The sequence below is a fragment of the Pseudomonas sp. Pse79 genome, assembly GCF_024519615.1.
GTDB classification, from domain to species: domain Bacteria; phylum Pseudomonadota; class Gammaproteobacteria; order Pseudomonadales; family Pseudomonadaceae; genus Aquipseudomonas; species Aquipseudomonas veronii.
In genome coordinates, this window is the sequence record NZ_JALJRR010000014.1 from 98,316 (window position 1) to 120,495 (window position 22,180).

At 61.3% G+C, this 22,180-nt stretch carries 23 protein-coding genes and 1 tRNA gene; 6 read left to right on the plus strand and 18 right to left on the minus strand.

Annotated elements, in window-relative coordinates; translation table 11 throughout:
- Positions 1-16: 16 nt before the first annotated feature.
- From NR164_RS18650 to NR164_RS18690, 9 genes are all read right to left on the minus strand, one after another.
- Positions 17-943 (minus strand): sigma 54-interacting transcriptional regulator, encoded by a 927-nt coding sequence (locus tag NR164_RS18650; protein ID WP_017844409.1) that lies wholly within the window; start codon positions 941-943, stop codon positions 17-19.
- A 378-nt stretch (positions 944-1,321) separates the two neighbouring features.
- Complete coding sequence (gene ychF, locus NR164_RS18655) at positions 1,322-2,422, minus strand: redox-regulated ATPase YchF (protein ID WP_046384760.1); 1,101 nt, start codon at positions 2,420-2,422, stop codon at positions 1,322-1,324.
- A 22-nt stretch (positions 2,423-2,444) separates the two neighbouring features.
- Complete coding sequence (gene pth, locus NR164_RS18660; protein WP_017844407.1) at positions 2,445-3,029, minus strand: aminoacyl-tRNA hydrolase; 585 nt, start codon at positions 3,027-3,029, stop codon at positions 2,445-2,447.
- Positions 3,030-3,195: 166 nt separating this feature from the next.
- Positions 3,196-3,795 (minus strand): 50S ribosomal protein L25/general stress protein Ctc, encoded by a 600-nt coding sequence (locus NR164_RS18665; RefSeq protein WP_017844406.1) that lies wholly within the window; start codon positions 3,793-3,795, stop codon positions 3,196-3,198.
- A 138-nt stretch (positions 3,796-3,933) separates the two neighbouring features.
- On the minus strand, positions 3,934-4,875 hold the full coding sequence (locus NR164_RS18670) for a ribose-phosphate pyrophosphokinase (RefSeq protein WP_017844405.1): 942 nt from the start codon (positions 4,873-4,875) through the stop codon (positions 3,934-3,936).
- A 46-nt stretch (positions 4,876-4,921) separates the two neighbouring features.
- Positions 4,922-4,996 (minus strand) — tRNA-Gln (locus NR164_RS18675).
- Between the two features lie 37 nt (positions 4,997-5,033).
- Positions 5,034-5,837: a 4-(cytidine 5'-diphospho)-2-C-methyl-D-erythritol kinase gene (gene ispE, locus NR164_RS18680; protein WP_186352149.1), complete on the minus strand. Its 804-nt coding sequence runs from the start codon at positions 5,835-5,837 to the stop codon at positions 5,034-5,036.
- A 49-nt stretch (positions 5,838-5,886) separates the two neighbouring features.
- Entirely contained in the window at positions 5,887-6,504 is a 618-nt protein-coding gene (lolB, locus tag NR164_RS18685) for a lipoprotein insertase outer membrane protein LolB (RefSeq protein WP_046488043.1), read from the minus strand.
- 4 nt (positions 6,505-6,508) lie between these two features.
- Positions 6,509-8,233, minus strand: a complete 1,725-nt coding sequence (locus NR164_RS18690; protein WP_026139722.1) for a tetratricopeptide repeat protein — start codon at positions 8,231-8,233, stop codon at positions 6,509-6,511.
- A 182-nt stretch (positions 8,234-8,415) separates the two neighbouring features.
- Between NR164_RS18690 and hemA the strand changes: the two genes are divergently transcribed.
- The 6 genes from hemA (at position 8,416) to NR164_RS18720 (ending at position 13,783) form a co-directional block, all read left to right on the plus strand.
- Complete coding sequence (gene hemA, locus NR164_RS18695) at positions 8,416-9,702, plus strand: glutamyl-tRNA reductase (protein WP_017844401.1); 1,287 nt, start codon at positions 8,416-8,418, stop codon at positions 9,700-9,702.
- Positions 9,702-10,784 (plus strand): peptide chain release factor 1, encoded by a 1,083-nt coding sequence (gene prfA, locus NR164_RS18700; RefSeq protein WP_017844400.1) that lies wholly within the window; start codon positions 9,702-9,704, stop codon positions 10,782-10,784. Before hemA ends, prfA begins: the two co-directional genes overlap by 1 nt.
- Entirely contained in the window at positions 10,785-11,615 is an 831-nt protein-coding gene (prmC, locus tag NR164_RS18705) for a peptide chain release factor N(5)-glutamine methyltransferase (protein ID WP_017844399.1), read from the plus strand. It begins immediately after the preceding gene.
- Entirely contained in the window at positions 11,609-12,364 is a 756-nt protein-coding gene (locus tag NR164_RS18710) for a molybdopterin-synthase adenylyltransferase MoeB (RefSeq protein WP_046384757.1), read from the plus strand. Before prmC ends, NR164_RS18710 begins: the two co-directional genes overlap by 7 nt.
- Positions 12,357-13,151, plus strand: a complete 795-nt coding sequence (gene murI, locus NR164_RS18715; RefSeq protein ID WP_104903974.1) for a glutamate racemase — start codon at positions 12,357-12,359, stop codon at positions 13,149-13,151. Before NR164_RS18710 ends, murI begins: the two co-directional genes overlap by 8 nt.
- 113 nt (positions 13,152-13,264) lie before the next feature.
- Entirely contained in the window at positions 13,265-13,783 is a 519-nt protein-coding gene (locus NR164_RS18720; protein WP_046384755.1) for an acyloxyacyl hydrolase, read from the plus strand.
- A 143-nt stretch (positions 13,784-13,926) separates the two neighbouring features.
- Here the strand turns inward: NR164_RS18720 and NR164_RS18725 are convergent, their stop codons facing one another.
- From NR164_RS18725 to NR164_RS18765, 9 genes are all read right to left on the minus strand, one after another.
- A complete protein-coding gene (locus NR164_RS18725; RefSeq protein WP_026139835.1) occupies positions 13,927-14,232 on the minus strand; it encodes a YkgJ family cysteine cluster protein in 306 nt (101 codons plus the stop codon).
- Positions 14,233-14,307: 75 nt separating this feature from the next.
- Complete coding sequence (locus NR164_RS18730) at positions 14,308-15,579, minus strand: cyclopropane-fatty-acyl-phospholipid synthase family protein (RefSeq protein WP_256823092.1); 1,272 nt, start codon at positions 15,577-15,579, stop codon at positions 14,308-14,310.
- A complete protein-coding gene (locus NR164_RS18735; RefSeq protein WP_046488052.1) occupies positions 15,566-16,375 on the minus strand; it encodes a DUF1365 domain-containing protein in 810 nt (269 codons plus the stop codon). Before NR164_RS18735 ends, NR164_RS18730 begins: the two co-directional genes overlap by 14 nt.
- Positions 16,372-17,619 carry an NAD(P)/FAD-dependent oxidoreductase gene (locus NR164_RS18740; RefSeq protein WP_017845510.1) on the minus strand — a complete coding sequence of 416 codons (1,248 nt, stop codon included), beginning with the start codon at positions 17,617-17,619 and terminating at the stop codon, positions 16,372-16,374. Before NR164_RS18740 ends, NR164_RS18735 begins: the two co-directional genes overlap by 4 nt.
- Positions 17,616-18,398: an SDR family oxidoreductase gene (locus tag NR164_RS18745; protein WP_046384752.1), complete on the minus strand. Its 783-nt coding sequence runs from the start codon at positions 18,396-18,398 to the stop codon at positions 17,616-17,618. The genes NR164_RS18740 and NR164_RS18745 overlap by 4 nt, the downstream gene beginning before the upstream one ends.
- Entirely contained in the window at positions 18,395-18,817 is a 423-nt protein-coding gene (locus NR164_RS18750) for a nuclear transport factor 2 family protein (RefSeq protein WP_017845508.1), read from the minus strand. Before NR164_RS18750 ends, NR164_RS18745 begins: the two co-directional genes overlap by 4 nt.
- A complete protein-coding gene (phrB, locus tag NR164_RS18755; RefSeq protein WP_177029666.1) occupies positions 18,810-20,255 on the minus strand; it encodes a deoxyribodipyrimidine photo-lyase in 1,446 nt (481 codons plus the stop codon). The genes NR164_RS18750 and phrB overlap by 8 nt, the downstream gene beginning before the upstream one ends.
- Complete coding sequence (locus NR164_RS18760) at positions 20,256-21,185, minus strand: MerR family transcriptional regulator (RefSeq protein ID WP_256823093.1); 930 nt, start codon at positions 21,183-21,185, stop codon at positions 20,256-20,258.
- 15 nt (positions 21,186-21,200) lie between these two features.
- Positions 21,201-22,166, minus strand: a complete 966-nt coding sequence (locus NR164_RS18765) for a DUF523 and DUF1722 domain-containing protein (protein WP_256823094.1) — start codon at positions 22,164-22,166, stop codon at positions 21,201-21,203.
- Positions 22,167-22,180 lie beyond the last annotated feature (14 nt).

A 22,180-nucleotide genomic window follows, 5' to 3' on the forward strand; every position in this document is an offset into this window, starting at 1 on the left:
GGGGCGGCACCCTGTTTCAGTTAAGTGATATTCCCAAATGCTTTATTCGGTGGTACAGCGTTCGCTTGGCGACGCCTAAAGCGATTGCCACACTGTCCACACAGTGGTCGTGTTGACGAAGCGATTCTTCAATCAACGATTTCTCCATCTGTTGCAATCGTGTCTTCAGGTTCAATTCAAGTTCATGTCGGTTGATCACCGCGGTGGATAACGGCGGCAGGCCCAACACGAAGCGCTTGGCCGTCGAGCGCAGTTCGCGCACATTGCCCTTCCACGGGTGGCACAGCAGTTGTTGCAATAACTGCTTGCTGGGGGGCGACGGCGCGGCGAGCCGGAAGTGATCGGCCTCTTGCTCAATCATGTCCAGGAACAAGGGAATGATCCGCTCTCGCCGATCCCGTAAGGCTGGAAGGTGGATATTGACCACATTCAGACGGAAGTAGAGGTCGCGTCGGAAAGTGCCTTGCTCGACCATTTCGTGCAAGGCGTGCTGGGCCGAGGCGATCACACGCATGTCTACCGGGATAAATCGTGTAGACCCCAGGCGTTCGACCCCGCGCGATTCCAGTACACGTAACAGCTTGGCTTGCAGCGACAGCGGCATGCTGTCGATTTCGTCGAGGTATAGGGTGCCCAGATGGGCGGCTTCGACAAACCCCGCGCGCGATTGCATGGCGCCCGTGTAGGCGCCGCTGTTGACACCGAACAGTTGGCTTTCGGCCAGGGTTTCCGGGATGGCGGCACAGTTAACTGCAACGAAGTTTCCTTTGCGACGAGACAGCTGATGGATGCGTTGCGCCAACGTATCTTTACCTGTGCCGGTTTCTCCCAAGAGGAGAATATCGATATCGAGAACGGCCGTATTGTTCACGGTCGTTTCGATGGCCGGGCAATCGCTAAAGGTCATGTCCGTTATAAGAACGTTTTCGCAGAGCGTCGACATCGTGTTGTGCTCCGATACTGTTGCCACTTCAGGGAGGGCAATTAACCTATGGGCCGGCACGCAGTTAAACAGGAAAGCTTAGTGTTGTCATGATGCGCAGCCGGCGTTAAGAGTGGCACCGGGTATAGGGAGGGCAAGTGCTCTGAAGTTGCAAGCGCTAGTTGAGATGGTTATCCGTGGTCGGCGTAAGATTATTCTTAGAGTGGTGAAGAATAGTTGGGAAGTTTTAATGCTTTGCAGATATGTTGCGGTGTGTGTTCTAAAGTCCTCTTATTTATAATGTATGGCAATGTTTCGCTCTCATGAGTCTTTCACCCACAAAAAAGCCGATGCAGGGCATCGGCTTCTTTATATCGCGACGTCTGCCGCGATCAATGTTTACACGTTGAAACGGAAGTGCATCACATCGCCGTCCTTGACGATATATTCCTTACCTTCCAGGCGCCATTTACCGGCTTCCTTGGCACCGGCTTCACCCTTGTACTGGATGAAGTCGTTGTAGGCGATCACTTCGGCGCGGATAAAGCCTTTTTCGAAGTCGGTGTGGATCACGCCGGCGGCCTGTGGCGCGGTGGCGCCGACCTTGACGGTCCAGGCGCGGACTTCTTCGACACCGGCGGTGAAGTAGGTTTGCAGGTTGAGCATTTCGTAACCGGCGCGGATCACGCGATTCAGGCCAGGCTCTTCCAGGCCCAGGGCCTCGAGGAACATGTCTTTTTCTTCGCCGTCATCGAGCTCGGCGATTTCCGCTTCGATCTTGTTGCACACCGGAACCACGATCGCGCCTTCTTCGTCGGCGATGGCCTTGACCACGTCGAGCAGCGGGTTGTTCTCGAAGCCGTCTTCGGCGACGTTGGCGATGTACATCACCGGCTTGGTGGTCAGCAGGTGGAAGCCCTTGACCGCGGCCTTCTCGTCAGCGCCCATGGTCTTCATCAGGCTGCGTGCCGGCTTGCCCAGGGTGAAGTGGGCGATCAGCTGCTCCAGCAGGCCTTTCTGGACCACGGCGTCCTTGTCGCCACCCTTGGCGTTACGCGCGACTTTCTGCAGTTGCTTCTCGCAGCTGTCGAGGTCGGCGAAGATCAGTTCCAGGTCGATGATCTCGATGTCGCGTTTCGGGTCGACGCTGTTGGAGACGTGAATCACGTTCTCGTCTTCAAAGCAGCGGACCACGTGGGCGATGGCATCGGTTTCGCGGATGTTGGCCAGGAACTTGTTGCCCAGGCCTTCACCTTTCGACGCACCGGCCACCAGGCCGGCGATGTCGACGAATTCCATGGTGGTCGGCAGGATGCGCTTGGGGTTGACGATCACCGCCAGGGCGTCCAGGCGTGGGTCCGGCATCGGCACGATACCGCTGTTGGGTTCGATGGTGCAGAAGGGGAAGTTCTCCGCCGCAATACCGGACTTGGTCAGCGCGTTGAACAGGGTGGATTTGCCGACGTTGGGCAGGCCGACGATGCCGCAATTGAATCCCATGGTGTTTCCCCTCGGAAAAGAGTCAGGCCTTCTGGCTGTGCAGGTTTTTCATCGCGCGGTTCCATTCCCCGGCGAGGATATCCGGCAGCACGCCGAGGGCAAAGTCGATGCAGGCATCGAGTTTTTCCTGTTCGGCGCGTGGCGCACGACCCAGGACGAAATTTGAAACCATACTGGCAACGCCTGGGTGGCCAATGCCGAGCCGCAGACGGTAAAAGGTATTCTGATTGCCCAGCTGCGCGATGATGTCGCGCAGGCCATTGTGCCCGCCATGCCCGCCGCCTTGCTTGAGCTTGGCAACGCCGGGAGGCAGGTCCAGTTCGTCATGGGCCACCAGGATTTCTTCGGGTTTGATCCGGAAGAACCCCGCAAGCGCCGCGACAGCCTGGCCGCTGCGGTTCATGTAGGTGGTGGGAATCAACAGACGAACATCCTGACCCTGATGCGAAAAGCGTCCGGTCAGGCCGAAATACTTGCGATCGGCCACCAGGTTTACACCTTGGGCGTGGGCGATGCGCTCAACAAAAAGGGCCCCCGCGTTATGCCGGGTCTGTTCGTATTCTGCGCCTGGATTTCCCAGGCCAACGATCAGTTTAATGGCAGTCACGACAGGGGCCCTTCCTTTGGAGTTGTGGATAACAATGCCGACCTGAGTGCGGCGAAAGTGGACGACAAGGGATCATTTACTCAAGAGTAAACGTCGCGTTATCGCCCGCTTTCTCGCTACGTTTCGGTCCGCGATGTTTCCTCAAGCTCCGGCAATACAGAGTGAATTACTCTGCAGCGCCTTCTTCAGCTTCTGGAGCAACGCGTGGAGCGTGAACGTTGGCAACCGCTTTGTCATCACCGTGAACCAGTGCGACAAACTCAACGCCTTTAGGGGCTTTGAGGTCGGACAGGTGCAGGATTTCGCCGATTTCCAGAGCCGACAGGTCGACTTCGATGAACTCAGGCAGGTCTTTCGGCAGGCAGGTCACTTCGATCTCGGCAACAACGTGCGAAACTTCGCCGCCTTTTTTGATCGGAGCTTCTTCACCAACAAAGTGCACAGGCACGACGGCGGTCAGTTTCTGGCCGGCAACGACGCGAACGAAGTCAGCGTGCAGCACGTGGCCTTTAGCTGGGTGACGTTGCAGGGCCTTGATGATGACGTTCTGCTTGGTGCCGCCGACGTTCAGCGAAATGATGTGGCTGTAGGCCGCATCGTTTTCCAGCAGTTTGGCAACTTCTTTGGCCAGCATGCTGATGGATTCAGGGGCTTTGTCGCCACCGTAAACTACAGCTGGAACCAGGCTTGCGAGACGACGCAGGCGGCGGCTCGCACCTTTCCCCAGGTCGGAACGCACTTCAGCATTCAGAATAAATTCGTTCATGTTGTATCTCCAAAATAACCACATTCGCCCCAGCGTTTGCGACCAGCGCTAAAGGCGATATGGGCAAAAAAGCCCCGCCCCGACAATATGCCGGGGCGGGGCGCTTTTCGTCAGTGAGGTGATCCGAAGGTTTGACCCTTAACGGAACATCGCGCTGATCGATTCTTCGTTGCTGATGCGGCGAACCGCTTCGGCAACTACCGGTGCGATATCCAGTTGGCGGATACGCGGACAGGCTTGAGCTGCAGCGGACAACGGGATGGTGTTGGTCACCACCAGTTCGTCCAGCATTGAGTTCTCGATGTTCTCGATCGCTCGGCCCGACAGCACAGGGTGTGTGCAGTAGGCGAAGACTTTTGCCGCACCGTGCTCTTTCAAGGCTTTCGCCGCGTGGCACAGGGTGCCGGCGGTGTCGACCATGTCATCAACCAGAATACAGGTACGCCCTTCGACATCACCGATGATATGCATCACTTCAGAGTGATTGGCTTTCTCGCGGCGTTTGTCGATGATCCCGAGATCAACGCCCAGGGATTTGGCGACAGCCCGTGCACGCACGACGCCACCAATGTCCGGGGACACGATCATCAGGTTTTCAAAGCGCTGGTCTTCGATGTCATCCACCAATACGGGGGAGCCGTAGATGTTATCTACCGGAATATCGAAGAACCCCTGGATTTGGTCAGCGTGCAGGTCAACCGTGAGAACACGGTCGATGCCTACCACGGTGAGCATGTCAGCCACGACTTTCGCGCTGATAGCTACACGTGCGGAACGCGGACGGCGATCCTGACGGGCATAACCAAAGTAAGGGATTACAGCTGTGATTCGAGTCGCTGAGGAGCGGCGGAAGGCATCAGCCATCACGACGAGTTCCATCAGGTTATCGTTGGTCGGAGCGCAGGTCGGCTGGATAATGAAGACGTCTTTACCGCGGACGTTTTCATTGATCTCGGCGGTAATTTCGCCGTCGGAGAATTTACCGACAGAGATGTCACCGAGAGGGATATGCAGCTGACGAACAACACGTCGAGCCAGATCGGGGTTGGCGTTCCCCGTAAAGACCATCATCTTGGACACGCGCAGTACCTAGAGGCTGAGGGTAACCTGGATGAGTAAAGGAAAATGGCAGGGGCGGCTGGATTCGAACCAACGCATGGCAGGATCAAAACCTGCTGCCTTACCGCTTGGCGACGCCCCTGTATCTGTTGCAACGAGTACCCAGTACTCGGTTCCTTTTAGAGCAGACTTTGCAGCTTGCGATGCAACATCGAAACGTTGCTTCCTTTCGCTACAAACCCTGTAAGGGTCTCTGTAAGAAGGGCCGAGACTTTATCAGCTTCAGCTTTGTTTGGGAAGCCCCCAAACACACAACTTCCAGTGCCGGTTAATTTTGCTTCGGTAAATTTACCTAACAAATTCAAAGCGTTACGTACTTCTGGATAACGCCTTGCTACAACCGGTAAGCAGTCATTTCGACTGTTTCCCTTGGGAACGGGGCGCACTTTAATGGGAGGAGAGTTACGTGTCAACAGTGGATCTGAAAAAATTTCTGCTGTACTTACAGATACTTGCGGGACAAGCACGACATACCAAGGCTCTTCGGGGTTTTCCGGGGTGAGTTTTTCTCCCACGCCCTCGGCAAAAGCCGCGTGCCCACGCACGAAAACCGGGACGTCGGCGCCCAGTGTCAGGCCCAGCGTGGCCAGGCGATCGAGGTCCCAGCCGAGCTTCCACAAGTGGTTCAGGCCCAGCAGTGTGGTCGCGGCATTCGAGCTGCCGCCACCGATGCCGCCGCCCATGGGCAGGATTTTATCGATCCAGATGTCGATGCCCAGGGCGCAACCCGATTGCGCCTGAAGTTTTTTCGCGGCCTTCACGATCAGGTTGCTGTCGTGGGGCACCCCTTCGAATTCGGTGTGCAGTCGGATCACGCCATCGTCGCGCACGGCGAATGTCAGTTCATCGCCGTAGTCGAGAAATTGAAACAGCGTCTGCAACTCGTGGTAGCCGTCTTCGCGGCGTCCCAGGATGTGCAGCATCAGATTGAGTTTGGCCGGGGAGGGCAGTGTCAGTTTCTCTACGGTCACGTTATTGCCCCAGCTTGCGTGGTTGCCAGTCCTTGATCACCAGCGTGATATCAAGGTCGGTGCCGTGCAGTTTGATCCGCTCGGGCAGCCAATAACCGCTCTGTTGCACGTAGCTCAGGTATTCGACCTGCCAGCCGTCCTGCTCCAGGGAGGCCAGGCGGCTGTCGCCATTGAGGCTCAGGCGGCTTTTGCTGTCGGGGGCGGGCAAGCCGCGTACCCACCAGACCAGGTGCGACACCGGCAGTTTCCAGCCGATCTGCTCTTCCAGCAGCGCCTCCGGGGAGACGGCTTCGTAGCGACCCTGGTTGGCCACTTCGAGGCTGACTTGCCCCGGTCGGCCGGTCAGGCGGGCGGCGCCGCGCCCCAATGGGCCGGACAGGCGGATATCGTAGTAGTCCTGGCGTTGCAGCCAGAACAAGGTGCCGCTGCCGGAATCTTTCGGCGCGCGTACCCCGACTTTTCCTTCGATCTGCCAGCCATCGATGCTGCTGAGCTGGGCCTTGTGCTGTTTCCATTGCGCCGGGTTGCCCTGACCCTCAACGGACTCGCGGGCACCGAAGCCCGCGCAACCGGCGAGCAAGGCGATGAAGCTGAAAACGATAAAGTGGCGCAAGAACATAAACTTAAAGGGTCTCGGAACCGGTCAGGCGCTTGATGGTGCCGCGCAGGATGGGGCTTTCGGGTTGTTCCTTGAGGAACTTCTCCCAGATTTGTCGGGCTTCGCGCTGTTTGCCATTGGCCCAGAGCACTTCGCCCAGGTGGGCGGCGACTTCTTGGTCGGGGAAGCGCTCCAGCGCCTGGCGCAGCAGGCGCTCAGCCTCGTCCAGGTTGCCCAGGCGGTAGTTCACCCAGCCCAGGCTGTCGAGTACGGCCGGGTCTTCCGGGTTGAGCTTGTGGGCCTGTTCGATCAGCACCTTGGCTTCGGCGTAACGCGTGGTGCGGTCGGACAGGGTGTAGCCCAGGGCATTGAGCGCCATGGCGTTGTCCGGGTCGCGCTTGATGATCAGGCGCAGGTCTTTTTCCATCTGCGCCAGGTCATTGCGTTTTTCCGCCTGCATCGCACGGGTGTAGAGCAGGTTCAGGTCGTCGGGGTATTGCAGCAAGGCTTGTTGCAAGACTTTCCAGGCGCGCTCGGCCTGATTGTTGGCCGACAAGGTTTCGGCCTGGATCAGGTACAGCTGGATCGCGTAGTCCGGTTCCGCCTCGCGCGCCGCGACCAGGCGTTTTTCCGCCTCGTCGGTGCGCCCGTTGCTCATCAGAATGTCGGCCTGGCGCAACTGGGCGGGCAGGTAGTCGTTGCCGGGGCCGACCTTGGCGTATTCGAGCAGGGCGGCCTGGGGATCGTTGTTTTCTTCGGCGATGCGGCCGAGGTTCAGGTGCGCCGAGTCCACATGGCTTTCGCGCTCGATCAACTCTTCCAGATAGCCCTTGGCCTCGTCCCAGGCCTTGGCTTCCAGGCACACCAGCGCCAGGGAGTAGCGCAATTCGTCATCGTCCGGGTATTGCTGGACCAGGTTGGCGAACTGCACTTTGGCGTCCTCCATGCGGTCCTGCTCCACCAGCGTGCGTGCGTAAGTCAGGCGCAGGCGCTTGTCGTCCGGGTACTTCTTGATGCTTTTTTCCAGCAGCGGAATCGCTTCCTTGCCGCGATTGAGGTTCTGCAACAGGCGTGCGCGCAGCAGGATCGGCGCGATCTCGCCTTCTTCCGGCGGGTTCTGTTCCAGCAGCTTCAGCGCGGCTTCGGCTTCGTCGTCCTGTTGCAGCAGCAAGGCCTTGCCGAACACGAGCTGGCTGTTCTTCGGGTGTTTTTGCAGCAGGCGGTCGAAACTCTTCATCAGCCCGTTGCGCGTGTCCTGGTCGGTATCGGCCGCCGACAGCGCAAGAAAGTCGAAATGCGTGTCGCCCTTGCCCTGCAGGACTTTCTCCATATAGGTCATGGAGTCGTCGTAGCGCCCCGAGCGCGCCAATTGAATGGCTGCCGCCCGTTGTGCTTCCAGGTCGTGCGGCGCGTTTTTCGCCCAGATCAGCGAGGTGTCCAGCGCAGCCTGGTCGGCCCCCAGGTACTCGGCGATGCGAAACGCCCGCTCCGAGATGCCCGGATCTTGCGTATTGATGGCCTGGGTCACGTAATTATCCAGCGCAATATCGAAACGATTGCGCTGGCCGGCCAGTTCTGCGGTCAGCAGGCTGTACACCGTATCTTCAGTGAACGAGGAGTAAACCTTGGGCTTTTCAGGGGCTGGGGTGCTCTCTTCCACCGGCGGTGTACCGTCGGTCGACACGGGGGCCATGGCCTGGCAGCCGTTGAGGAAGACAAAAGCGAGGAGCAACGCGGAGGATCTATTCATATAGGAAGAGGACGACTAACCTGCGGTCGGATCATCATGACACAAGCCTTCGGCCAAACATAACCGAGTCTCAGTGGATGCCTTTATAGGCACAACGTATAGGGACAATAGACGACGGTGGTTGTTCTGAATCTATCGAAGTAGGACAATTGTCGGCTTCCCGACATCATCAGCGATATTGAATGGCCTTCCTCGCACTCGGTATTAACCACAAGACTGCCTCCGTAGACGTGCGCGAGCGCGTGGCGTTTACGCCTGAGCAGTTGGTTGAGGCCTTGCAGCAGCTCTGCCGACTCACCGACAGCCGCGAAGCTGCGATCCTTTCCACCTGCAATCGCAGCGAGCTTTATATAGAGCAGGAGCATCTTTCAGCGGATGTCGTGCTGCGCTGGCTGGCCGATTACCACCATTTGGACTTCAATGACCTGCGCGCGAGCGCTTATGTGCATGAGGACGATGCGGCAGTTCGTCACATGATGCGTGTGGCGTCCGGTCTCGATTCGCTGGTCCTGGGCGAGCCGCAGATCCTCGGCCAGATGAAATCCGCCTACGCCGTGGCGCGTGAGGCTGGCACCGTGGGGCCGCTGCTGGGGCGCCTGTTCCAGGCCACGTTCAATTCCGCCAAGCAGGTACGCACCGACACCGCCATCGGGGAAAACCCGGTGTCCGTGGCGTTTGCCGCCGTCAGCCTGGCCAAACAGATTTTCAGCGACTTGCAGCGCAGCCAGGCCTTGCTGATCGGTGCCGGCGAGACCATCACCCTGGTCGCCCGTCACCTGCACGACCTCGGCGTGAAGCGTATCGTGGTGGCCAACCGCACCCTGGAGCGTGCCAGCATCCTCGCCGAACAGTTCGGCGCCCACGCCGTGCTGCTGGCCGATATCCCGGCCGAGCTGGTGCGCAGCGACATCGTCATCAGTTCCACCGCCAGCCAGTTGCCGATCCTGGGTAAAGGCGCGGTAGAAAGCGCGCTGAAGCTGCGCAAGCACAAGCCGATCTTCATGGTGGATATTGCCGTTCCCCGGGATATCGAGCCTGAAGTCGGCGAGTTGGACGACGTTTACCTGTATAGCGTCGACGATCTGCACGAAGTGGTCGCCGAAAACCTCAAGAGCCGTCAGGGCGCAGCCCAGGCCGCCGAGGAAATGGTCAGCGTCGGCGCCGAAGACTTCATGGTGCGCCTGCGCGAACTGGCGGCGGTGGACGTGCTCAAAGCGTATCGTCAACAGGGCGAACGCCTGCGCGACGAGGAGTTGAGCAAGGCCCAGCGCTTATTGGCCAATGGCGGCAACGCCGAAGACGTGCTGATGCAACTGGCCCGCGGCTTGACCAACAAGTTGCTGCACGCTCCCAGCGTACAACTGAAAAAACTCACTGCCGAAGGCCGCCTCGATGCGCTGGCCATGGCGCAGGAACTCTTTGCCCTCGGTGAGGGCGCGTCAGATAGCTCTTCGGATAAAAAACCGTAATGAAAGCGTCACTGCTCAACAAACTGGACGTGCTCCAGGACCGTTTCGAAGAACTGACTGCGTTGCTCGGCGACGGCGAGGTCATCTCCGATCAGGCCAAGTTCCGCGCTTATTCCAAGGAATACGCCGAAGTTGAGCCCATTGTGCTCACCTATCAGAACCTGTTGAAAGTACAGGCCGACCTGGAGGGCGCCCAGGCCCTGCTCAAGGACAGCGACCCGGACATGCGTGAAATGGCCGTGGAAGAAGTCCGTGAAGCCAAAGACAAACTGGCCGAGCTCGAAGGCGACCTGCAACGCATGCTACTGCCCAAGGACCCCAACGACGGGCGCAACGTGTTCCTCGAAATCCGCGCCGGCACCGGCGGCGACGAGGCGGCGATTTTCTCCGGCGACCTGTTCCGCATGTACTCGCGTTATGCCGAGCGGCGTGGCTGGCGCGTCGAGATCCTGTCCGAGAACGAAGGCGAACACGGCGGCTATAAAGAAGTCATCGCCCGCGTCGAAGGCGACAACGTGTACGGCAAGCTGAAATTCGAGTCCGGCGCGCACCGCGTGCAACGGGTGCCGGCCACCGAATCCCAAGGCCGTATCCACACCTCGGCGTGTACCGTGGCGGTGTTGCCCGAGCCGGACGAGCAGGAAGCCATCGAGATCAACCCGGCGGACCTGCGCGTCGACACCTACCGTTCATCCGGTGCCGGTGGTCAGCACATCAACAAGACCGACTCGGCGATCCGCATCACGCACTTGCCGTCGGGCATCGTGGTTGAATGCCAGGAAGAGCGTTCGCAGCACAAGAACCGGGCGCGGGCCATGTCCTGGCTGTCGGCCAAATTGAATGACCAGCAGACCAGCGCCGCCGCCAACGCGATTGCCAGTGAACGCAAACTGCTGGTGGGCTCGGGCGACCGTTCCGAGCGCATCCGCACCTACAACTTTGCCCAGGGCCGGGTCACCGACCACCGGGTCAACCTCACGCTCTACTCCCTGGACGAGATTCTCGCCGGTGGCATCGACGCGGTGATCGAGCCGTTGCTCGTCGAATACCAGGCCGACCAATTGGCGGCGATAGGTGAATAAATGACCATCATCGCCAGCCTGCTCCGCGCCGCCGACCTGCCCGACTCGCCCACCGCACGCCTGGACGTGGAGCTGTTGCTCGCGGCTGCCCTGGGCAAGTCCCGTAGCTACCTGCACACCTGGCCGGAAAAAATCGTCAGCAGCGAAGCCGCGCTGACCTTCGCCGATTACCTGCAACGCCGCCGCGCCGGTGAGCCGGTGGCCTACATCCTCGGCCAGCAAGGTTTCTGGAAGCTGGACCTGGAAGTCGCGCCCCACACGCTGATCCCGCGCCCGGACACCGAACTGCTGGTCGAGGCGGCCCTGGAATTATTGCCCGCCACGCCGGCCAAGGTGCTCGACCTCGGCACCGGCAGCGGCGCCATCGCCCTGGCCCTGGCCAGCGAGCGCCCGGCCTGGCACGTCACCGCCGTCGACCGCGTGCTCGAAGCCGTGGCCCTGGCCGAACGCAATCGCCAGCGCCTGAACCTGCACAATGCCACTGTGCTCAACAGTCATTGGTTCAGCGCGTTGCAAGGCCACACCTACGACCTGATCATCAGCAACCCGCCCTACATCGCCGCCAACGATCCGCACCTGGCGGCTGGCGACGTGCGTTTTGAGCCGGCCAGCGCGCTGGTGGCGGGCCATGATGGGTTGGACGACCTGCGGCTGATCATCGCCGAGGCGCCGGCCCACCTCAACGCGGGCGGTTGGTTGTTGCTGGAACACGGTTACGACCAGGCCGCGGCGGTGCGTGACCTGCTGCTGAGTCAGGGCTTTGAAGGCGTCCACAGCCGCATCGACCTCGGCGGCCACGAACGCATCAGCCTGGGGCGCCGGCCATGCTGAGCGACCAGGAGCTGTTGCGCTATAGCCGACAGATTCTGTTGAAACAGGTCGACATCGACGGCCAATTGCGCCTGAAAAACGGTCGCGCCTTGATCGTCGGCCTCGGCGGCCTGGGCGCGCCGGTGGCGCTGTACCTGGCGGCCGCCGGGGTCGGCGAGTTGCATCTGGCGGATTTCGACACCGTCGACCTGACCAATCTGCAACGCCAGATCATCCATGACACGGACAGTGTCGGCCTGAGCAAGGTCGATTCGGCCATCCGCCGTCTGACCGCGCTCAACCCCGAGATCAAACTGCTCGCCCATCGCACTGCGCTGGATGCCGACTCCCTGGCCGCGGCAGTGGCGGCGGTGGATGTGGTGCTCGATTGCAGCGACAACTTTTCCACCCGCGAAGCGGTCAACGCCGCCTGCGTGGCCGCCGGCAAGCCGTTGGTCAGCGGCGCGGCGATCCGCCTGGATGGGCAATTGTCGGTGTTTGACCCGCGGCGCGCCGACAGCCCGTGCTACCACTGTTTATACGGGCACGGCAGCGACACCGAACTGACCTGCAGCGAAGCCGGCGTGGTCGGCCCGCTGGTCGGTCTGGTCGGCAGCCTGCAGGCCCTGGAAGCATTGAAGTTGCTCGCCGGTTTCGGTGAGCCCCTGGTCGGACGCTTGTTGCTGATTGATGCCTTGACCACGCGTTTCCGTGAGTTGCGCGTCAAGCGCGATCCCGGTTGCAGTGTGTGTGGGACGCAGCATGGTTAAGGATGCACCGATCGGTGTGTTCGACTCCGGTATCGGCGGGTTGACGGTGCTCGAGGAAATCCAGCAACTGTTGCCCCATGAGTCGCTGCTGTACGTCGCCGATTGCGGGTACATCCCCTACGGCGAGAAAACGCCGGCCTTTATTTGCGAGCGTTTACACCGGGTTGCAGAGTTTTTTCGCGAGCGCGGCGCCAAAGCCTTGGTGATTGCCTGCAACACGGCGACCGTTGCTGCCGTGGCCGACTTGCGCAAGAGCTACCCCGACTGGCCGCTGGTGGGGATGGAACCCGCCGTCAAACCCGCTACCGCTGCGACCCGCAGTGGCGTGGTCGGCGTACTCGCCACCACCGGCACCCTGCAAAGCGCCAAGTTCGCCGCGTTGCTCGACCGTTTCGCCACCGATGTACGGGTGATCACCCGGCCGTGCCCAGGCCTGGTGGAACTGATTGAAACCGGCGACCTGGGCAGCCCGGCCCTGCGCCAGTTGTTGCAAAGCTACGTCGAACCGTTGCTCAGCGCCGGCTGCGACACCATCATCCTCGGTTGCACCCACTACCCCTTCCTCAAGCCGCTCCTGGCGCAGATGCTGCCCCCCGGCATCAGCCTGATCGACACCGGCGCCGCCGTGGCCCGCCAACTCAAGCGCCTGCTCGGCGAACGCGATCTGCTGGCCGCCGGCACTCCGGGCCCTGCCCAGTTCTGGACCAGCGGCGATGTGTGTCATCTAAGAAATATCCTACCGACACTATGGAAACATCCCGGAGTTGTGAGAAGCTTCGGCTCGTGAAAATTTCGTCAAAATTCGCCGTTAGACGCTGAATTTCTGGCAGTAAGTCGGCTTCTATAAGCGAGATTTCCCTGTGTAAAAACCTATAACTTCGTTCGGAAAGGATGTTTCTTATGAAGCGCTTGTTCTGTTTGGCCGCGATTGCGGCCGTTGTGGTGGGACACTCTTTTTCGGCGCAGGCCGCCGGCCTTGAGTTTGGCCTGGGGGCCACCGGTGATTCGACGCTCACCTATCGATTGGGGCTGACGTCGGATTGGGATAAGAGCTGGATGCAGAGCGACGTCGGTCGCCTGACCGGCTATTGGAGTGGTGCATACACCTATTGGGAAGGTGATCACCGTGCAGGCGCGAGCAGCCTGTCGTTCTCCCCGGTATTTGTGTATGAGTTCGCCGGGGAATCGGTAAAGCCTTACATCGAGGCCGGGATCGGGGTGGCGGCATTCTCCCGCACGCGGTTGGAAGACAACAACCTCGGCCAGGCCTTCCAGTTCGAAGACCGCCTGGGCTTCGGTTTGCGCTTTAACGGCGGGCATGAAGTGGGCATTCGTGCCATGCACTACTCCAACGCCGGGCTCAGCGACCATAACGACGGCATCGAAAACTACTCGTTGCACTACACGATGCCGCTGTAACTTCAGAACCCTGCAAAACCCTGCAAAACCTGTGGGAGGGGGCTTGCCCCCGATAGCGCAGTGTCAGTCGCAGAATTTGCCAACTGACCCACTGCTATCGGGGGCAAGCCCCCTCCCACATTGAGATATTCGTCGGCCTGAGATCAGCGGTAAGCGGTCGCAATCCCTTCGCGTTCGGTCAGGCATTCCGGCGCGCCCATCTCGAATTCCCGGCAGATCAGCGGCCGACGCGTATAAATCGTACACATCATCGTGTCCCGGTCCAGCGCTGCGCACCAGCCGTCGTCCAGGCGCAGCATGACTTCGCCGCCCCAATCGTCGGTGTCGATATAGCGCTCGGGCACGCCCGTGTCGGTGATCAGCATGACTTCCAGCTGGCAGCAGCAGGCCGCGCACGTCGAGCAGGTGACGGCGGGGGTGGTGATTTGGGTGTGGGGGATGTTGGTCATAGGCACGCAGTGTAAGGCAAGCGGGTGACACAGGTGTGAAAGGGCTGACAGACGTTAGCGTACCCGGCGCATTGGTTAAGCACTGAAACGCCCAAGCAACGGCGGGTTGATGGCTGCCGGCTTGGCCAGCAGCAACTGCGCGGTGCCGATGGTGCGCTCCATAAAGCCGCCTTCGCAGTAGCACAGGTAAAACTCCCACAACCGCAGGAAGTATTCGTCGTAGCCCAATTCCATGAGACGGCCGTGAGCGCGGCGAAAGTTCTCATGCCACAAGCGCAGGGTTCGCGCGTAATGCAGGCCGAAATCTTCCATGTGCAGCAGGTTCATGTCGGTGTCGCGGCTGATGATCTGCAGCATGTTCTGCACACAGGGCAGGGCGCCGCCGGGGAAGATATAGCGCTGGATGAAGTCGACGCTGTTCTTGGCCTGTTCAAAGCGTTGCTCACGGATGGTGATGGCTTGCAGCAGCATCAGCCCATCGCTCTTGAGCAGGCGCGCGCACTGTTTGAAGTAGGTCGGCAGGAAGCGATGGCCCACCGCTTCGATCATTTCGATGGACACCAGCTTGTCGTATTGGCCGCTCAGGTCGCGGTAGTCCTGCAACAGCAGCGTCACCTGGTCTTGCAGCCCCATGGCGGCGATGCGTTGCTGGGTGTAGACAAACTGTTCCCTGGACAAGGTCGTGGTGGTGACTTTGCAGCCATAGTGCCGCGCCGCGTACAACGCCATGCTGCCCCAACCGGTGCCGATCTCCAGCAGATGGTCGGTGGGTTTAAGCGCGAGTTTCTGGCAGATGCGTTCCAGCTTGTTCAGTTGCGCCTGTTCCAGGGTGTCTTCGGCGCTCAGGAACTGCGCCGCCGAATACATCATGGTCGGGTCGAGGAATTCTTCGAACAGGTCGTTGCCCAGGTCATAGTGGGCGGCGATGTTCTTCTGCGAACCCTTGCGCGTATTGCGGTTGAGCCAATGCAAGCCTTGGGTGAACGGCCGCGCCAGCTTGGCCAGGCCGCCCTCCAGCGCGTCGAGCACTTCCAGGTTGCTGACCATCACACGCACCACGGCGGTCAGGTCCGGGCTGCTCCAATAACCATGGATAAACGCTTCGCCCGCACCGATCGAGCCGTTGGCCGCCACCAGGCCCCACACCGCCGAATCGAGGATCTGGATCTCGCCCAGCAGATGCGCTTCGCGGGCGCCGAACACTTGGCGTTCGCCGTCCTCGATCAGCACCAGTTGGCCGTGGCGCAATTGACTGAGTTGCCGCAGCACGGCTTTGCGCAGCAGTACGGTGGTCACGCCGTTGACGTTCAGGCGGTTGGCCTTGACCGATAAGCTAGGGGATTTCATGGCGGCGATCCTTGGTGTACCCGACGGCGGTGCGAGAGGCGCCATCGGCGGCCTGATGGGGAAAAATCGGTGTGCGTTTGAGCAACAGGCGCAGGGCCTGCCAATAGATCGCCAGGCAGGTCTTGGCGGTCATCCACGGAAAGCGCCACAGATAGCGGTGCAGGCTGGCGCGGCTGAGGGCTTCGCGCTGCAGGCTCAAGGTGGCGTCGAAGACTTTCCGATCGCCCTGCCAGTCGGCCATGTGGACCCCAAGCCTGGCGGCGGGCGGGCTGAAGCTCATGCGGTATTCCAGGTCGGGCGGCAGGAACGGCGATACATGAAACGCCTTGGCCACGGCGAAGTGCTGATGCTCTGCGGCGCCCAGCGCCAGGGCCGGCAGCACGTAGTGATAGCGCTCGCGCCATGGGGTGTTGGTCACTTCACACAGGATCGCGGCCAATTGTCCGTCGGCCTCGAAGCAGTAGAAGAAACTCACCGGGTTAAACGCCAGGCCCCAACTGCGGGCCTGAGTCAGTAGGCAGATAGCGCCCTGGGGTGTACGCCCCAGCGCCTTGCCGACGTGCTGGCGCACGGCATCGCTCAGGCTCATGCCGTGACGGGTGAGTTCACGCAGGTAATCCTGCTGGCGAAAGCCGAAGGCGGCCAGGCGACCTGCGCCGGCCAGGGGCGACAGCCCGAGCACTGCGTCCTGTTCGCTCAAGTCCAGGTACAGCAAGCCGATGCGGTAGCGAAAGGCGTGGGCCTTGGGCGCAAACCGGCGATGGGCGATCCAGCCGCTGTACAAGGCGCTGTTCACAGGGCTTCTCCAAACGCCTGGGCCACGCGCAAGGCGCTGATCACGCCGTCTTCGTGGAAGCCGTTGGCCCAATAGGCGCCGCAATAATAGGTATGCTGCGCACCGTTCAACTCTTCCCAACGCGCTTGTGCGGCCACGGCCGCCAGGCTGTATTGCGGGTGGGCATAGGTGTAGCGGGCGAGGATCTTCAGCGGGTTGATCATCGATGTCTGGTTGAGGCTGACGCAAAAGGTCGTGGCGCTGTCGATGCCTTGCAGGATGTTCATGTCATAGGTCACCGCCGCCTGGCTCTGCGCATTGCCGCTGAGCCGGTAGTTCCAGCTGGCCCAGGCCAGTTTGCGGTCTGGCAGCAGGCGCGTGTCGGTGTGCAGCACCACGTCATTGTCGGCGTAGGGCAGGGCGCCGAGGATCTGCTGCTCGGCACTGCTCGGCTCGCCCAGCAGGGCCAGCGCCTGGTCGCTGTGGCAGGCGAACACCACTTTGTCGAAGGTTTCGGTGCCCGCGGCGCTGTGGATCGTCACGCCCTGTGCATCGCGCTCGACCCGATGCACGGGGCAATCGAGGCGAATCCGTTCACGAAAGCCGCGGGTCAGCGGTTCGATGTAGCGGCTTGAGCCGCCCTCGATCACGCACCATTGCGGGCGGTTGCTCACCGACAGCAAGCCGTGGTTCTTGAAGAAGCGCACAAAGAACTGCAAGGGGAAACCGAGCATGTCCGCCAGGGACATCGACCAGATCGCTGCGCCCATCGGCACGATGTAATGCCGGATGAATCGCGGGCCGTAGCCGCCGGCGTCGAGGTAGTCACCCAGGGTCATGTCGGCACTGATGCGTTGCGCTTGCAGGTCCGCCGGCGCCTCGCGGTTGAAGCGCAGAATATCGCGCAACATGCCCCAGAACCCCGGCGACAACAGATTGCGCCGCTGCGCAAACAGGCTGTTGAGGTTATTGCCGTTGTACTCGAACCCGCTGCGGCGGTCGCACACCGAAAAGCTCATCTCGGTGGGTTTGAACTTCACGCCGACCTGACCCAGCAGGCGGATGAAGTTGGGGTAGGTCCAGTCGTTGAATACGATAAAACCGGTGTCCACCGCATAGCTTTTACCCTCGACGGTGACGTTGACCGTGTGGGTATGCCCGCCGATGCGATCGCCCGCTTCGAACAGGGTGATGTCGTGGCGACGGCTGAGCAGGTAGGCGCTGGTCAGCCCGGCAATGCCGCTGCCGATAATCGCGATCTTCACAGGTCGTCCTTTTTTGGCGGCGGGCTGCGCAGCATGCGTTTGCCGATGATCAGTTGCGCGCGATTCGGCAGTTTCGACAACGGCCACAGGGTGGCGATGAACATCGCCGGGAAGGCGATTTCCAGTGGGCGTTTGTCCAGCTTGGCGAAGATATGCCGGGCCGCCTTGTCGGCAGACCAGGCCAGGGGCATCGGGAAGTCATTGCGCTCGGTCAGCGGGGTGTCGACAAAGCCCGGGCTGATCACGGTGACGTCAATGTTTTCCGGCGACAGGCTGATGCGCAGGGATTCGAACAGGTAGCGCAAACCGGCCTTGGACGCGCCATAGGCTTCGGCGCGCGGCATCGGCAGGTAGGTCACGGCGCTGGCCACGCCCACCAGATGCGGTGCGCGCCCGGCGCGCAACAGTGGCAGTGCGGCTTCGATGCAATAACTGCTGGCGAGCAGGTTGGTGCGTACCACGTGTTCGACGATCGACGCGTCGAATTGCTTGGCATCGACATATTCACAGGTGCCGGCATTGAGGATCACGGTGTCCAGCGACCCCCAGACCTGGGCGATGTGTTCGCCGATTTCGCGCACGGTCTGGCTGTTGGTCAAGTCGCCCGCCACGACCAGCACTTGGCCGGGAAAGCGTTGGGCGAGCGCTTGCAGCGGGCCTTTGGAGCGCGAGCTGAGGGCCACGTGGGCGCCGCTGTTGAGCAGCTCCACGGCGAGGGAGGCGCCGATGCCACTGCTGGCGCCGGTCAGCCAATAACGACGGGGCGGTGTGAGGTTCATCCGACTCTCCTTTTCAGCCAACTGATCACACGGCCGAACACCGGCAAGTGTTCGTAAAGCATTGCGCCGGCATCGAAATAATCCCGATGGCGGTACACCTTGTCGCGCCACATCAGGTGCGAGCAACCTTCCACTCGGATCACCTTGCCCTTGGCCAGGCGCGGGTGGCAAAAGCTCATTTTCCAGCGCAGGTAACCTTCGCCTTCGGCCACCTGGTCGAAGCCGTGGAAGTCGAAGCGCAACTGGCTGACATTACCGTACAACTGCGCGAAATAGTGGTGCAGCGGCGTGAGCCCGTGGACCTCGTGCAGCGGGTCGGTGAAGACGATGTCCTTGCTGTACAGGCTGTCGAGCAGGTGCAGGTTGTGCTTGTCCAGAGTGGCGAAGGCCTGGGCGAAGCGGCGCAGGAAGTCACTCATGTTCGGCTCCGACGGCCTGGCGCGACGGCAGGCTGCGGAATGCCGCCAATGCACGTTCGCGGGAGTGTTTCAGGTCGACGATCGAGCGCGGGTAGTCGGCCACGCCGAACAGGCCGCCAGCGGCCTGCGGGTCGTGTACGTCGTTTTTATTCAGCGTCGCCAGTTGCGGCAGCCAGTGCTTGATGAACACGCCGTCGCGGTCGAATTTCTGCGACTGGCTCAGCGGGCTGAAAATCCGGAAATACGGCGCCGAATCGGTGCCGGTGGAGGCGCTCCACTGCCAGCCGCCATTGTTGGCTGCCAGGTCGCCGTCGATCAGGTGGCGCATGAAAAAGCGCTCGCCTTCGCGCCAGTCGATCAGCAGGTTCTTGGTCAGGAACATCGCCACCACCATGCGCAGGCGGTTGTGCATCCAGCCGGTTTCCAGCAGTTGGCGCATGGCCGCGTCGATGATCGGCAAACCGGTGCGCGCCTGCTGCCAGGCGGCGAGGTCGTTGGGCGCGTCGCGCCAGGCCACCGCCTCGGTTTCGGGGCGGAAGGCGCGGTGACGGGACACCCGCGGGTAGCCCACCAGGATGTGCTTGTAGAACTCACGCCAGAGCAGTTCGTTGACCCAGGTGATCGTGCCGATATCGCCGCTTTCGAACTCGCCCTGGTTGCGCTGCAGCGCGGCATGCAGGCACTGGCGCGGCGAAACCACGCCCGCCGCGAGGTACGCCGACAGCTGGCTGGTGCCGGGCTTGGCCGGGAAGTCGCGCTCATCCTTGTAGTAGCTGATCTGCTGCGCGGCGAACGCGTCGAGGCGGCGGCGCGCTTCGTCTTCACCGGCGGGCCAGAGGGCGCGCAGCGTTTCGCTCGGCGTTTCGAAACCGTCGACCTGTTGCGGCACCGGGTCGCTGGTCAGCGCGAGGGCCGCTTGGGTCTTGGGCGTGGCCACCCGGCGCGGCAGGGCGCTGTGCAGGCGGGCGTAGCAGACTTTGCGGAACTGGCTGAACACCTGGAAGTAGGTGCCGGTCTTGGTCAGCACGCTGCCGGGCTGGAAAAACAATTGGTCGAGGTAACGGTGGAAGCTCACGCCGTCGGCTTCCAAAGCCTTGGCCACCGCCGCATCGCGACGGCTTTCGTGGATGCCGTATTCCTCGTTGACGTGGACCGACTCGACCGATAGCTCACGGCACAGCTGGCCGAGTACGGCGGGCGCCTGGTCCCAGGTCGCGGCGCGGCGGATCAGCAAGGGAATATTCAGCGCGCCGAGGGCCTGGCTCAAGTGCTGCAGGTTGCGCAGCCAGAAGTCGACTTTGCACGGCGCATCATCGTGGGCCAGCCATTGCTGCGGGGTGATCAGGTATACGGCCGCCACCGGGCCGCGCTGGCTCGCGGCGGTCAGGGCGGTGTTGTCATGCAGGCGCAGGTCGGTGCGCAGCCAGATCAAGTGCATTTAAACGAGTCCATGCTGGATCAGTATCTGGTGAGCCGCCAATGGGTCTTCGGCGACGAACAATTCAGGGGTGTCGCCAGCTAATGCCGTCAGCTCGGCCTGGTGGATGCATACCGTTGGTCCGACGATCAACTTTGGGCAAGCGATGCCGCCCAGAAGTTTTGCGAGTGCCGACAAATGGAGCGCCTGGCTTGAATACAGCAGCACCGCCCGCGGTTGCAGGTGTTCCACGGCCAGCGCCAGTTCACCGGTCGGCAGCGGCCAGTCGAAGACTTCCACCGGGCAGTCGGCGCTGCTGGCCAGCCAGGCGCTGAGCCACAGGTGCGGTGCCAGGGGCAGGTCGGAATGATTCACCAGCAGCAGCGGTGCGCCGTGCAACTGGCGATTGTTGTGATAGATCCGCGCGCCGAACTTGCTGCGCAACCAGGACAGGAAGAACACCCGTTCCATCTGCGCGCCGAATTGGCCCTGCCAGCGTTGCTCCAGTTCGCGGAGCAGCGGCAGCAGCAGTTGTTCGCACAGGGTGCGCGGCGGGTAGAGCGCCATGGCCTGGTTGAAGGCATCGTCGACCCGGCGTTCGGCCAGTTCGCTGATGGCCTGCACCAGGGTCTGGCGCAGGGTGTGCCATTCGTTTTCGACGGCGTCGGGAGCGACGTGCGCGGAGTCGATCAGGTTTTTCACCTGGCTGACCGGCACGCCGCGATTGAGCCAGGTGAGGATGGTGTGGATGCGTTGCACATGGTCGCGGCTGAACAGCCGGTGACCCTTGGGCGTGCGCTGCGGCACGATCAGGCCATAGCGGCGTTCCCAGGCGCGCAGGGTCACGGCGTTGACGCCGGTCTGGCGCGCCACTTCACGGATCGGCAGCCAGCCGTCTTCGAGGGCTTGGGCGATATCTTCGCCGGGTTCGTCTTGCAAGGTTGCGGTCATGAGGTTTTTCATGGTTCAGATCGCATTGCGCAGGCTGAGATTTTCCGGGTGTGGCTGCAAGTAAGCCTGCTGCGCGATGTAGCGGTCCGGGTGGAGGCGAAAGTGGTGCTTGAGCAAGGTCAGCGGCACCACCAGCGGCACGATGCCTTGGCGGTATTGGCCGATCACGGTTTGCATTTCCTGTTTGTCGTCGGCGCTGATGGCCTGTTTGAGGTAACCGCTGATGTGTTGCAGCACGTTGGTGTGGGTGCCGCGGGTGGCGCACTTTTTCAGGCCGCTCATCAGCGCGCTGAAATAGCCGCTGCCCAATGCGTCGAGGTCCTCGCCCTTGGCCATGCCGCCGAGCAGGTTGCCGAGGCTTTTGTAATGCGCCGGGCTGTGGGCCATCAGCAGGTATTTGTAGCGCGCGTGAAAGGCCAGCAGGCGATGGCGGCTCAGGCCTTCGCCGAGCAATTGTTGCCAGCTGGCGTAGACGAAGACGCGGGTCAGGAAGTTTTCCCGCAGCACCGGGTCATTCAGGCGGCCGTCTTCTTCCACAGGCAGGTTGGGGTGGCGCGCGCAAAAGGCTTGGGCATAGATGCCACGCCCGCCGCCGTCCACCGGTGCGCCGTTTTCACGGTAGACCTTGACCCGTTCCAGGCCGCAGGACGGCGATTTCTGCATGAAGATATAGCCGCACAGGTCGCTGTGCTCGGCGGCCATTTTTTCGCCGTATTCACCCAGCGGCGCGGTGACGTTCAGCTCGCGATGCACGCTGCCGACGGCTTGAGGGGACGCGGCATCGCCCACCAGGCGAATGGTCTCCCGGGGAATGCCCAGGCCGATCGCCACTTCCGGGCACAACGGCACAAAGTCGAAGTACGCGGCGAGCACCTCGCTGCAGAGTTGCGATTGCTTGTGGCCGCCGTTGAAACGGACGTTCTCGCCCAGCAGGCAGGCGCTGATACCAATCTTCGGCATGAAGGACGGGGTGCTGGACATGGGCAAACCTCTGC

Coding starts and splice junctions, on each gene's coding strand:
- NR164_RS18730 (WP_256823092.1), bottom strand. CDS start 15,579: ATGAAATCCCCTAGCTTATCGGTCAAGGCCAACCGCCTGAACGTCAAC.
- NR164_RS18745 (WP_046384752.1), bottom strand. CDS start 18,398: ATGAACCTCACACCGCCCCGTCGTTATTGGCTGACCGGCGCCAGCAGT.
- NR164_RS18665 (WP_017844406.1), bottom strand. CDS start 3,795: ATGAACGAATTTATTCTGAATGCTGAAGTGCGTTCCGACCTGGGGAAA.
- lolB (WP_046488043.1), bottom strand. CDS start 6,504: ATGTTCTTGCGCCACTTTATCGTTTTCAGCTTCATCGCCTTGCTCGCC.
- NR164_RS18725 (WP_026139835.1), bottom strand. CDS start 14,232: ATGACCAACATCCCCCACACCCAAATCACCACCCCCGCCGTCACCTGC.
- NR164_RS18710 (WP_046384757.1), top strand. CDS start 11,609: ATGCTGAGCGACCAGGAGCTGTTGCGCTATAGCCGACAGATTCTGTTG.
- NR164_RS18650 (WP_017844409.1), bottom strand. CDS start 943: ATGTCGACGCTCTGCGAAAACGTTCTTATAACGGACATGACCTTTAGC.
- NR164_RS18750 (WP_017845508.1), bottom strand. CDS start 18,817: ATGAGTGACTTCCTGCGCCGCTTCGCCCAGGCCTTCGCCACTCTGGAC.
- ispE (WP_186352149.1), bottom strand. CDS start 5,837: ATGCTGCACATCCTGGGACGCCGCGAAGACGGCTACCACGAGTTGCAG.
- ychF (WP_046384760.1), bottom strand. CDS start 2,422: ATGGGATTCAATTGCGGCATCGTCGGCCTGCCCAACGTCGGCAAATCC.
- NR164_RS18760 (WP_256823093.1), bottom strand. CDS start 21,185: ATGACCGCAACCTTGCAAGACGAACCCGGCGAAGATATCGCCCAAGCC.
- NR164_RS18690 (WP_026139722.1), bottom strand. CDS start 8,233: ATGAATAGATCCTCCGCGTTGCTCCTCGCTTTTGTCTTCCTCAACGGC.
- murI (WP_104903974.1), top strand. CDS start 12,357: ATGGTTAAGGATGCACCGATCGGTGTGTTCGACTCCGGTATCGGCGGG.
- phrB (WP_177029666.1), bottom strand. CDS start 20,255: ATGCACTTGATCTGGCTGCGCACCGACCTGCGCCTGCATGACAACACC.
- NR164_RS18765 (WP_256823094.1), bottom strand. CDS start 22,166: ATGTCCAGCACCCCGTCCTTCATGCCGAAGATTGGTATCAGCGCCTGC.
- NR164_RS18720 (WP_046384755.1), top strand. CDS start 13,265: ATGAAGCGCTTGTTCTGTTTGGCCGCGATTGCGGCCGTTGTGGTGGGA.
- prfA (WP_017844400.1), top strand. CDS start 9,702: ATGAAAGCGTCACTGCTCAACAAACTGGACGTGCTCCAGGACCGTTTC.
- prmC (WP_017844399.1), top strand. CDS start 10,785: ATGACCATCATCGCCAGCCTGCTCCGCGCCGCCGACCTGCCCGACTCG.
- hemA (WP_017844401.1), top strand. CDS start 8,416: ATGGCCTTCCTCGCACTCGGTATTAACCACAAGACTGCCTCCGTAGAC.